The organism is Legionella drozanskii LLAP-1, assembly GCF_001467585.1.
Lineage (GTDB): Bacteria > Pseudomonadota > Gammaproteobacteria > Legionellales > Legionellaceae > Tatlockia > Tatlockia drozanskii.
This window is the reverse complement of the sequence record NZ_LNXY01000006.1, coordinates 34129-45647: the sequence shown is the minus strand read 5'-3', so window position 1 is coordinate 45647 and position 11519 is coordinate 34129. Positions and strand designations below refer to the sequence as shown.

The window sequence follows — 11519 nt, the reverse complement described above, 5'->3', positions numbered from 1 at the left end:
AAATATGAAAAACAGACGAGTCGCAATTACAGGCTTGGGCGTCGTATCGCCTCTAGGTAATGACGTTCAGTCTACTTGGCGCAATTTATTAGCTGGTCGGTCTGGGATCGCAAAGATAAGTCACTTCGACGCCAGTGGTTTTCCAACCGATATTGCTGCTGAAGTCAAACAATTTCAGCCGCATCCCGAGGCTGTTATGGGAAAACATAATCGGTTTTCAATGCAGTTTACTCGATATGCCTTGGATGCGGCGTATCAAGCATTTATAGACGCCGGGGTAAAGCCAACTCAGCAAGACGCTTCGCGTTGGGGAGTGGTCACTGGAAGTGGCATGATGACGGCTGAGTTTTCTTATCTGAAACGCTTTCAAGAAGCTTGTGCGAATGAAGGCACACCTGATTGGAAACTGCTGCAGGAACGTACGCGAGATTTCTACAGTTTAGTTGATTTTGGAAAGACGACATCCAATTCTGGCTTGTCTTTACTGATCCAGCAATTTGGTATCGAAGGTTACGCTTCTTCAGTCCATACCGCTTGTGCCTCTGGTGGTCAGGCTTTGGGTTTAGCCATGCAGGTTATTCGCCGGGGTGAGGCCGATTTTATGTTGGCTGGTGGCTTTGATTCGATGATTAATCCCTTAGGAGTATCGAGTTTTTGCCTTTTGGGTGCCTTATCAACTTATAATGCTACTCCAGAAACAGCGAGCCGACCTTTCGATGGTACACGCAATGGTTTTGTGTTGGGTGAAGGCGCTGCTTTTTTAATTTTGGAAGAGTGGTCTAAAGCAAAAGCTCGTGGCGCTAGAATTTATGCTGAATTGGCAGGCGAAGGTAATTCACTCAGTTCATATCGTATTACTGATTCACATCCCAATGGTGATGGTGCTATCCAAGCTATCGAACGCGCCCTACAGGATGCTGGCGTAAAAGCAAGCGACGTCGACTATATCAATGCGCATGGTACATCGACCAAAATGAATGACTTGAGTGAAACTAATGCGGTTAAAGCGGTATTCGGCGACAAAGCTAAAAAATTGCCTATCAGCTCAACAAAGAGTCAGACCGGGCATCTTATCGCAGCTGCAGGCGCTTTAGAGGCTGTACTTTCAGTCATGTCTATTCATCATGCAAAAATTCCTAAAACTGCCAATTTGACTACGCCTGATCCAGATTGTGATTTGGATTATGTGATAGATGGTCCGCGCGAAAAATCGGTAGGTGTGGTGTTATCCAATTCCTTCGGTTTTGGTGGCTCAAATAGCTGCTTGCTGTTTAAACATCCAGAATTTGAAGGAGTGGTTCGATGAGTAAATCCAATCGCGTTTTTATTACTGGCTTAAGTGCCCTAACTCCTTGTGGTGAAACAGCCGAACAAACCTGGCAATCAATACGAGCGAAACAAAGTGGTCTTGCTGAGATCGAGCAATGGGATTTATCCTCCTGGTCACATAGATTAGGTGGCGAGCTTAAAAATTACCAACCTGCGAAAATGTTGCCCGATCGCAAGCTTATGAAAGTTATTTCTCGTCAAGATGTGTTGGGAATTAATGCAGCAGTGCAAGCGGTACAGCATAGTGAACTGCTTAATTATCGCGAAACCTTAGAAAATGCCGATTTTTTCAATGAACAAACAGCAGTCTATGTCGGATCTCCAGGTAATAAATATTTCCAGCAAGAAGATTTTTTACCGCTTTTAGCTAAAACTGGCGATGACCTACAAAGTTTTGCAAGTCAATTGTTTACTGAAGTTCACCCCATGTGGTTGTTACGCATTTTACCGAATAATGTTTTGGCTTATACCGGGATTAGTTACGGCTTTAAAGGACCAAATCATAATATTACTAACCATGCTGTAGGTGGTATGCAGGCTATTATTGAAGCCTATCAAGCGCTTAAACAGGGACAAGCCGAGCGTGCTATTGTGGTGGCCTATGATGTTATCGAACCGCAATCGCTTTTCTATTATGAAAAAATAGGGGTGCTTAGTACGCGGCATTTAAAGCCGTTTGATGTAGAACATGATGGAACGCTATTGTCTGATGGCGCAGCGGCCTTAATATTGGAAACCGAAGAAAGTGCGCGCGCTCGTTCCGCAACTTGCTATGGTGAAATTAGAGCTGGAATGGCGGCAAGCGAAGCCTCTGGTTTGTTTTCCATCGAAGCAGAAGGTGGTCATTTGGCTAATTTATTATCACGAACGCTTGACGAGCAAGGTATTGATACCGCTGATGTCGGTATGATTGTCGCCCATGGCAATGGTAATAATAAATCAGATGACAGCGAAGCTCAGGCAATTCGTACTGTTTTTGATGGCAGGCAAGTACCGGTTACGGCCTTTAAATGGGCCTATGGTCATACAATTACTGCTTCTGGAATTTTAGATGCAGTCATGGCAACTCATGCAATTCGCGATAACTGTGTTCCTGGTATTGCAAATTTTGCTCAACCAGCACCTCTGTGTGAGGGGTTAAATCTCAGTGCTGAACATAGACAATTGGGGGCGAATAAAACCACGATGATTATCAATCGCGGTTTTGCCAGTATGAATGCATGTTTGGTGATTAAAGCTTGTGAGTGATTTAGCAAATAAAATAGCAAAGGTACGTATTTCCTTGGCAGGTCGGTTTTTACACCGTTATCTGCCTTATCGCCATGCGGTGATTAAAGCCAATATCGACCAAGTGTTTGGGGAGCAACTGACTGCCACAGAAAAGCTGCAACTCGCAAAAGCATTTTACTCCCATTTAGCGACTTCGATAAAAGAAGCGATTCAATTGCGATTCATGAGCGAAAAGAAACTACGTGAGCAAGTCGAAGTACGAGGTTATGAGCGCTTACTAGAAATCGTCGCCGAAAAACGCGGTGTGCTGGTACTCACTGGCCATTTTGGTAATTGGGAATTTGCTCCTATAGGGGGTATTTTAAATTTCAAAGAATTCCAGGGACAGTTTCACTTTATTCGCCGCACGCTAGGTTCTAAGTTAATCGAGAAAATTTTATTCAAACGCTATTATCAAGCCGGTCTTAATGTTATTCCAAAAAAAAATTCGTTGCAGCAAGTTTGTGATGCGCTTGAGCAAAATCATGCGGTGGTTTTTGTTTTGGATCAACATGCTTCCCTAGTCAATAGAGATGGTGTTGCGGCGGAATTTTTTGGTAAAAAGGCAGGCACCTATCGTAGTTTAGCAAGTTTTGCCCGCCATACTGGTGTGCCGGTTGTGCCGGCAGCAGGGTATCGCTTACCGAATGGAAAGCATGTGCTTGAGTTTTATGAACCTATTCCATGGCAAGAATATGACAGTGTTCAAGAGTCAATTTACCGCAATACGCTATCCTATAATCAAGCGTTGGAGCGTATTATTTTGGCTCGCCCGGAACAGTGGATGTGGTTACACAAGCGATGGAAATTAAAAGAAACTTAACTCCTTTAGTAAGTGTATGATCGACTTGCCTGGATCTGTTCTCCCTCTGTTTTGTATTTGAATACCCCAAAGTTTTCTAATTGTTCAGCGACATTCCTTTCTTTTTTTAGATCTGTAAATTTGGACTGTAAATAATTAACGATCTTTACTTGTTGGCTAGACCGGGCTCTGTCGATCGCTATTCTAATAAATTTGGCGTTGGGTTTGTTTTCTGGTAATTCATACAAGCAAACAAGAATATCGGCCCGCTGATGTTTAATTGCAAGTAAAATTGAATCATTAATGCATTCTTGCTTAAGGGGCGAAAGGGCTTGGCATATCAAGTTAATGAGGTCGGAATAACCATTTTTAATTGCTTCAGATAAAGCTTTTGTCAATGCGCTAGGTCTTGGCCTGTTGATAGTTAGCTTACAAAAGGATTCAGCAGCTTGTGGTTTCTTGGACTGTATTGCCCAAACGAATAAGGAATCAATTGTTTGTTGTAAAGTGGTAGAGGGAGGAGTGTGCTCACAAACAATCTTAGTAATAAATAATTGTCCTGCCATGGTTGCTGCTTGTAAACTAATCGCTACAGCCTCTTTATGAGCACTAGATGGGGTCATTTTAAGTAGCTCGATTAGAGTGGTTAGACGGCCTTGACTCGCCGCTTCGGCTATGGAGTTTTTTAGGAGGGTTTTATCTATCGTTGTACCGGGTAGGGTACTTAGACAAACCAGCATTGGAGTAAGGCCCAGTGAGGCAGCTGTCTTAAATCCTTGCGAAAAGATAAGTGGATCAGGCTTGAGTGTAGTTAAGTTGCCAAGGCATTGCACGGTGTCAATATCATTCTTTGCAATGGCCTGCTTAAAGGCATTGTTAATTTGCACCTGATGAGGCGCAAAAGCATTCGGTAAATCGCATAGATAAGTTGCAATAGAGAAACGTTTATACCTAAGTGCTAAAGTAAAGAGTTTTTCACTCATATTTTTGCTAGGTTTATAGCCAGACGGAGTATAAAGCTGTATGACGATGGGTAGATGATTATTAATGACGGCTGCTTCAAGTCCTTGCGGGTAGGTGGCTTTCAGTGAAAAAAAGGTTGCTCTATCGCAAATTTGATTTACGATGCTTAATTCTCCAGCTTGTGCTGCTAAAACCAAGACCTTGCTTAGTGTGTCACGAAAGATTTTTTTAGGCGCAATTCGACAGAGATAAGAAACCGTTGACCAGTGCCCAGTTTGTGCTGCTATAAGTGTTGCCGCATTCCAACATTGTTTTTCTACTCGGTGTTGAGCACCCATCAAGCGAAGAAGCCCCTTATTTCCTTGCCCAGCTGCTTTGATAAAAACAGAGGTTTCGCCATAATCTTTAGTCATCCAATTCAAACAGGAAATGGGTTCGCCTTCTAATTTTGCAATGAGCTCCTTTCGGATTGACTCGTCATCGATAGCGGTTAGCACTTCAACCAGCGTTCTTTCATGGAGGCTTATCCCCTCTTCGCTCCTTAGATCTGGTAATGATAAGGCCTCAATGAACCTATCAATATTAAAGTTTGAGCCAAGTTTTCTGTAGGAACTGCATGCGATTTGAGCCAATAAAAAATATTTATTACGTGGCTCAGAATGGAGTTGCTGATCAAGACTATGGATGACAGCTAATTTTCTATTGATTTCAAGCCAAACGTCTTCCATAAAATTGTATCGAGAACTATCTAATTCATCTTTGGTATTTTCCTCAATGCATGTGGCGAGCTGAACATGTAAAAAATCGGATCGACTTTTAAGTTGATGCGACCAGGCTGGGTAGCGTTTTAGTTGGTGTACTAGCGTATTATCATCGAGTAGTTGAGGATGATGATAAAGATTATCAATCAGGGCATCAAAAACGATATTCGCAGAGGGATGTTGATTCCTTATCAAGATTTTAAGCAATACAAGTAATTGCATAATGGTATCGATATTTGCAGTTGCACTCATCTGCTTTATATAAGCATGTACATCCTCGGTTTGAATTTGCTGAATTAGGGAAGGCTTGTCAGCTAATAAATAAAGAATTGCCCCGTCGTGATTTGCGGCTAGTTGTTCTGCGGTCGAATCATCGATTAGTTTGGCCAAAACGCTAGCTAATAGAGGCTTATTTAGCCGGCCGACATAGTTAATTAGTGCAGGTAATTGGTTAGCTATTACTACAGGCTGATTTAAATGGCGATTTAATAAATCGAACCAATCTGGATTCTCTGTTTGCGCGAACCAAATAACTGCCGCAGGAAGAAAAGATTGGCTGAATAAGTCTACGAGTGCTGTAAAATTATCTGTATTCGGAGAAAATTCCCAAGCTACAGGCAGCGCTTCAACTTGACGTAGATTCTCTCCTCGAGAACCATCTAGAGCAAATTTTAGAAAACCACGCTCTCCGCAACTGACTTTTTTCGCTTCTGCAATCAGCGATTGAGCTTCAGGAAATTCGTTCAAAATATCGTATAAATGATTAATTTCGCATTGGGGCGAGCCTAGGTAGGCTAGGTGATAACACATGAAATCATGTAGCAGATGTGATGCTATAATTTGTTTCACCGGAACACGGCGTTGAATTAACCAAAGAATAAATGCGGCATATTTCTCAGTATTATCAACGGATTCTTCTTTGATTAAATTGACAAGGCCTAAAGGATTTTCTTGATTTTTCAAAATATTTTTTAATTCAGCTAATTGATGTTTAACAAGAGGCAATGCTTTACCTAATTTAATTACGCGATCTACATGCTGATTGATTTCATTATGATTGGCGAAAAGGGCATTGTTCTGATTATAAAAATCAAGAGCCGCTGCTTTATCTTCATGAATTAACTGATTAAATAAGAAAAGAATTTTTTCTTCGGATTTAGGTGGCTGTTTTTCTTGGGGAATTAATAATAAATAACTTAAAGCAGACAAAAGTAGATCACAGGATTCGTCTTTAATATAAGGTAGTGATAAATCGATGAAATTCAATAATTGATGGCTTTGTTCAAGTTTCTCATGGGCTGCAAATGGAGAAGACGCACTTAGCTTCGCGATTCGTGCTTGAGCAATTAACTGGCGATTTATTTCTTTGACTTGAGAGTATTCTTTTGCAAGCTCAGAGCTTGTAATCCGGTGATCAGGAAAAAGAGTATCGATTTCATGGCTATGTATCCATTGCAGAGTGAGACTAATTATCATATCGACATACTCATTTTTATTGTGATTAATCAATATTATAAGTTGTATCAACAAAAAACCATCTATTTTTTGCGCGAAAGGTGATTTTTTAGGGCTACAAGCTCATTTAGTAGTCTATAATTAAAAAAGCACTTTCATTAGGCAAAAAATAAGCTGTACTGGCATCAATAAACTAAAACAATTATTTAGCTATTTTTTCAATAAAAAATTTCAATTTTTCAAGGACAAAGCATAGGGATATCGCTGAAATAGGCAATGCTATAGCTAGGAGGTGGAATTAATTATGCTTTCTTTTGCTAATATTTAAGTAGGTAGGCTAAAAATACTTAAAAGCGGTCTGCTAAATCATTGTTAATTTTTTAGGATATTATATGCCAACACCAACACAATATAGAGGTAGGTTTTTTTCTGAGGCCAACTATTCTTCAATGGCAAAGTCAATAGCCAATAATAAATCACTTATTCTTGAATTAATTGAACAAATAACACTTTTCAAATCTGCTTTTGTAGAGCAATTAAAACAATCTTCACCTAAAGAGTCTAAAGAATTGGAAGCTGCAATTCAGAGAAGTGATTCGCGTTTGCAAACCCTGAAGAATTTAGAGGCAAACCGCCCCGTTACTGAGCAGGAGCAAAAATTATTAGTAGACTACATAAAAACCATGCATATATCCGGTGCTAAAGTTTTTGCAGATTTACATAAAGATACAGCTGTTGAAGAAAAATCATCGAGTCCAGCGCCCAAATGATTTTTCAAGTCCATTTGACAGCAAATGTCATTTAGCAAAAAATTGGAAATAGTAATTATATAATTTTACATAAGTTCCATCCGATTCGTATTTTTTCAATAACTGATTTATTTGTTCAATTTTATCCGCGTTTTTAAAAGAAGTTGCAATTCCGATTCCCTCACCTAATTCAATAGGCTGATTGATGGACCTAATAAGCCCAGAATACTGATGCTCTAAGTGTAGCGCAGTGTAGTAGTTTATAAACGCAGCATCCACGTCGCCATTTTTCACTGCGAGAATCAAATCAGGAGCTAAGGCATAAGAGATGACTTTTATCGGCATAGTAAAATTTTTGGCCAAATAATCACCAAATAATCCTCCTTGCAAAGTACCTATTCGTTTATTTTTTAAATCAGTTAATAATTTGAAGGGGGATTGAGGGAGTACAATAAAGCCCCCATTGCTGGGTAGATAAGGATTACTAAATAAGTAGATTAACCTACGCTCAGGCGAAATAATAATTCCCCCTATTATAAAATCAACTTGATTCTGATCGAGCGCTTCGAATAAGTTATTGTTTTTTATAGGTAAAAACTCGCATTGCCAATTTAAATCGGCACAAATTGTATTCATTAATTCGACATCGAAACCTTCAACGGTGTAGTGTTGCATATCGACAGCAAAAGGAGGGGCAAAGGTTGGAGCCCCAATTCTTACAGTGGTGGCTTGAAGGGAAGAGCAAAACAAGCAGGACAGCAAAATGATTAGGCGTGCATACCTCGTTTTCATAGGTATCTCTTACAAGTTTTTCTTATTAAATAAGTATAGGTCGGAATGCTTTAAAATGGAGCAACTGTCTTTTCGTGACAGTTGCTCCATTAGTGCAGATCTAGCTTAACCGAGCTGTACTTGGTTAAGTAAGCCCAGCATGCTTGCTTTATTGATATAGCCCACTGATGTTAAGTGATTAAGTGCTTGTCCTTTAGCATCAAAAAATAGCATTGTAGGTGTCCCATAAATCGCAAAGGCCTTCTTTATGTTGGCAACTTCTTCATTATTATCACTCACATTAACTTTCACACTCACTAAACCGGTCATGGCTTTTACAACCTCAGATTGATTAAATACTTTAGTATCCATATCCTGACAATCGCTACACCAGCTGGCAGAAAATTCTAAGAAGATCGGTTTATTTTCCTTTTTGGCCCGAGCTAATTCCTGCTCAATAGCTTGCAAATTGCTCACTTCAATAAAGGGTGCATGAGGTTTATTCAACTTAACCGTTTTGGCTTCCACAATGGGTGCTAGGGTAGTGTAAGAAACGATACCACCAAAGACTAAGGCGATAAGTCCCATTATTTGCAAGAAACGAGCTGAGGTCCCCTCTGGCTTTAACAGACCAAAACATATTCCAGAAATAATCAGGAGTGCTGACCATAGTAATTTAGTTATCATTATTGGTAATACACGTCCTAACATCCAAATGGCTATGCCGAGCATGACAATACCGAAGAATTGTTTGATTCTTATCATCCATGAACCCGTTTTAGGGAGCATTGAACCGTAGCCGGCGCCCACTAAAATCAGCGGAACTCCCATTCCCAAGGCCATCACAAACAAGATTAACCCGCCATTGAAGGCTTGACCGCTTTGGCCAATGTAAGTTAATACGCCAATCAGTGGGGCAGTCACACAGGGTGAAACAATTAGAGTGGAGATAATCCCTATCAGCATAGCAGAAAGAAAATTATGCTTGTTCGATTTTTGACTAAAAGTATTCAAACGGGTATTCATTTTGGAGGGTAGGCGCAATTCAAATAGCCCAAACATAGCTAAGGCCATTAATACAAAAATGAGACTAAAACCCACAATGACCGTTGGTCGTTGCATCAGCGTTTGCACCGTAGAACCCATGAAACCAGCAAGTACACCTGCTGCAGCATAAGTGATCGCCATTCCAAACACATAACTCAAAGAGAGTTTGACGGCCTTGGGAGTGGACAATGAATCTTGACCAACAATGATGCCGGATAAAATTGGTATCATTGGCAGAACACAGGGTGTAAAAGCCAATAAAAGACCAAGTACAAAGAACGTCCCTAAATAAACCAAAGCACTATTGCCTTGAATAAAACTCATAATCATCTCTGGGTTTGAACTTTCAAATTCCCAAGAGAAAGACCAACTAGCATGTGAAATAAGCATTAACGCCATTAAGCCAAGAAGGCGGGTTAAATTTTTCATGTTTATCCTCATAAAATCAATTGATTTCCCAATCGATAAATCCAAGCTAAGAATTATCGATTAGGTCTAGACGAGCATTATTTGAGGAGGATAGGCGGTTTGAAGAGCCGAGAGAAGGGTGAATTAGAAACTAATTGAGCGTGAGTAAAAAAGAGCGCTCCGACCATGATAAATAAATAAGGTATCGCAGAAAGTTCATTTTCCGTCAGCGTATAGTAAGTCGATAATTGACAATAACTAACGGCTGGTGTTCGACTCGAACAGTCATTCGTTATCGCTGAGTAACGGATTGAATGCAGAGTGTTTTTGTTACTCGCACAGGAAAATAATGGCTTTAGCGAGAGTAAAACCAGGCAACTAATAAGCAGACAGATAAACAGTTTTGCGCATGTTTTCATAAATCCATGATAACAGCAGATAAAACAGCTGTACAGTTTAAGCCCTTGTTTTGCCAGAGGCATAACTATTTTTGCCAAAAAGAAGGTGAAAAAAGAATAAGCAGTGAAAATATTTCCAAGCGTCCAGCTAACATAGCAAAAATTAGGACCCATTTGCTGGGTTGGGTAAGTAGAGCGAAAGTTTCCTGAATACCACCAATCCCTGCACCGGAATTGGATAAAGCCGCTGTAATGGCAGAACATGAAGTGACAAAATCATTCCCTAAAGCCATAAAAAGTAAAACTAAGCCAACAAAAAGAGCGATGAATACAGAGAGAAAGCCCCACATGGACTGTAAAATGGGCTCAGACAAGCTGTGCTTACCAAATTTGATTGGAATAATGGCATGGGGATGAAGAAGGCGGACAATCTCGCGCTTACTTTGTTTATAGATTAATAGGGCTCGAATGACTTTTACGCCCCCACTGGTAGAACCGGCGCAACCGCCGATTAAGGCTAAGAGCATAATAAGAAATGGAATGTAGGTGGGCCAATTACTGAATGGTGCGGAAACAAATCCGGTGGTTGTTGCCATAGAAATGACATTGAATAAGGATTTGATAAGGGCATGATGGTTGGCACTAAAAAAACCATAGAAGATAAGACTTATCGTCACCAGCAGACTGGCGCTCAGCAAAAAAAAGATATAATTGCGGAATTCTTCATCCTGCCAATAATGAAAGATGCTTCGTTTTTTGAAAGCAATAAAATGGAGAGCGAAATTGGTACCTCCCAGCAACATAAAAAAGCAGGCAATTAATTCGATTATATCACTATCATAATAAGCAAAACTGTTATCGTGCAGTGAAAATCCACCTGTAGAAACAGTGGCAAAACTTTCACCCAAGGCGTCAAACCAATTCATTCCCGCTGTCCAATAACAGAACATACAAGCTAGCGTTAACAGCAGATAAATAAACCATAGGGCTTTGGCGGTTTGGGCAATCCTGGGTGTTAGTTTGGAGTCTTTCATCGGACCTGGTGTTTCCGCTCGATAAAGTTGCATTCCTCCCACACCCAACATAGGTAAAATCGCAACAGCTAAAACAACGATACCCATTCCGCCCAGAAATTGCAGTTGCTGTCGGTAAAATAAAACAGACCGAGGCAAACCTTGAAGGTCTTTAATAATGCTTGCACCGGTTGTGGTAAAGCCGGATACCGATTCAAAAAAGGCATCTGTCATGCCATGATTTTGATAATGTAGTGCAAAAATAAAAGGCAAGGAGGCAAAAAAACAGAGCACAAACCAAAATAAAACGACGATAAGAAAACCATCACGAATTTTAAGCTCTTGTTGTTGAGTACGACAGCTTAGCCATAATAGAAAGCCTGTCCCAAAGGTACAGATAAAGGCAATAACAAAGGGTAACCAGAAATTGTCATGAAAAATAAAATTGATTGCCAATGGGGTCAGCATGCTTAGACTAAAAATCATTAAAAGCAAGCCTAAAAGGCGAAGAATGGTTTTAATTTGCATTCATTTCTTTCTCTCTTTAAATAAGA

General features: G+C 40.2%; 9 protein-coding genes. 4 read left to right on the top strand and 5 right to left on the bottom strand.

Annotated elements, in window-relative coordinates:
- Positions 1-4 precede the first annotated feature (4 nt).
- The 3 genes from Ldro_RS03215 to Ldro_RS03205 are packed head-to-tail and all read left to right on the top strand — an operon-like array spanning position 5 to position 3421.
- Positions 5-1306 carry a beta-ketoacyl-[acyl-carrier-protein] synthase family protein gene (locus Ldro_RS03215; protein ID WP_058494995.1) on the top strand — a complete coding sequence of 434 codons (1302 nt, stop codon included), beginning with the start codon at positions 5-7 and terminating at the stop codon, positions 1304-1306.
- Entirely contained in the window at positions 1303-2577 is a 1275-nt protein-coding gene (locus tag Ldro_RS03210; RefSeq protein WP_058494994.1) for a beta-ketoacyl-[acyl-carrier-protein] synthase family protein, read from the top strand. The genes Ldro_RS03215 and Ldro_RS03210 overlap by 4 nt, the downstream gene beginning before the upstream one ends.
- Positions 2570-3421, top strand: a complete 852-nt coding sequence (locus tag Ldro_RS03205) for a lysophospholipid acyltransferase family protein (RefSeq protein ID WP_058494993.1) — start codon at positions 2570-2572, stop codon at positions 3419-3421. Before Ldro_RS03210 ends, Ldro_RS03205 begins: the two co-directional genes overlap by 8 nt.
- Positions 3422-3426: 5 nt before the next feature.
- On the opposite strand, the gene Ldro_RS03200 is transcribed toward Ldro_RS03205, so the two are convergent.
- Positions 3427-6600, bottom strand: a complete 3174-nt coding sequence (locus Ldro_RS03200; RefSeq protein ID WP_058494992.1) for a hypothetical protein — start codon at positions 6598-6600, stop codon at positions 3427-3429.
- A 371-nt stretch (positions 6601-6971) separates the two neighbouring features.
- Here Ldro_RS03200 and Ldro_RS03195 point away from each other — a divergent pair, with 371 nt between their 5' ends.
- A complete protein-coding gene (locus tag Ldro_RS03195; RefSeq protein WP_058494991.1) occupies positions 6972-7349 on the top strand; it encodes a hypothetical protein in 378 nt (125 codons plus the stop codon).
- Positions 7350-7376: 27 nt separating this feature from the next.
- Here Ldro_RS03195 and Ldro_RS03190 read toward each other — a convergent pair whose 3' ends face one another.
- From Ldro_RS03190 to Ldro_RS03180, 4 genes are all read right to left on the bottom strand, one after another.
- A complete protein-coding gene (locus Ldro_RS03190; RefSeq protein ID WP_058494990.1) occupies positions 7377-8120 on the bottom strand; it encodes a transporter substrate-binding domain-containing protein in 744 nt (247 codons plus the stop codon).
- A 105-nt stretch (positions 8121-8225) separates the two neighbouring features.
- Positions 8226-9575 (bottom strand): protein-disulfide reductase DsbD, encoded by a 1350-nt coding sequence (gene dsbD / locus Ldro_RS03185; RefSeq protein WP_058494989.1) that lies wholly within the window; start codon positions 9573-9575, stop codon positions 8226-8228.
- A gap of 77 nt (positions 9576-9652) precedes the next feature.
- The gene (locus Ldro_RS17085) at positions 9653-9973 is read right to left on the bottom strand and encodes a lpg1681 family protein (RefSeq protein WP_476630044.1); all 321 of its coding nucleotides are present in this window, start codon (positions 9971-9973) and stop codon (positions 9653-9655) included.
- 65 nt (positions 9974-10038) lie between these two features.
- Positions 10039-11493 carry a TrkH family potassium uptake protein gene (locus tag Ldro_RS03180; protein WP_058494988.1) on the bottom strand — a complete coding sequence of 485 codons (1455 nt, stop codon included), beginning with the start codon at positions 11491-11493 and terminating at the stop codon, positions 10039-10041.
- Between the last annotated feature and the right edge of the window lie 26 nt (positions 11494-11519).

What these genes read in the sequence shown, in the direction of transcription:
- Ldro_RS03215 (WP_058494995.1), top strand. Translation starts at nt 5, where the DNA reads ATGAAAAACAGACGAGTCGCAATTACAGGCTTGGGCGTCGTATCGCCT.
- Ldro_RS03210 (WP_058494994.1), top strand. Translation starts at nt 1,303, where the DNA reads ATGAGTAAATCCAATCGCGTTTTTATTACTGGCTTAAGTGCCCTAACT.
- Ldro_RS03200 (WP_058494992.1), bottom strand. Translation starts at nt 6,600, where the DNA reads ATGATAATTAGTCTCACTCTGCAATGGATACATAGCCATGAAATCGAT.
- Ldro_RS03195 (WP_058494991.1), top strand. Translation starts at nt 6,972, where the DNA reads ATGCCAACACCAACACAATATAGAGGTAGGTTTTTTTCTGAGGCCAAC.
- Ldro_RS03190 (WP_058494990.1), bottom strand. Translation starts at nt 8,120, where the DNA reads ATGAAAACGAGGTATGCACGCCTAATCATTTTGCTGTCCTGCTTGTTT.
- dsbD (WP_058494989.1), bottom strand. Translation starts at nt 9,575, where the DNA reads ATGAAAAATTTAACCCGCCTTCTTGGCTTAATGGCGTTAATGCTTATT.
- Ldro_RS17085 (WP_476630044.1), bottom strand. Translation starts at nt 9,973, where the DNA reads ATGAAAACATGCGCAAAACTGTTTATCTGTCTGCTTATTAGTTGCCTG.
- Ldro_RS03180 (WP_058494988.1), bottom strand. Translation starts at nt 11,493, where the DNA reads ATGCAAATTAAAACCATTCTTCGCCTTTTAGGCTTGCTTTTAATGATT.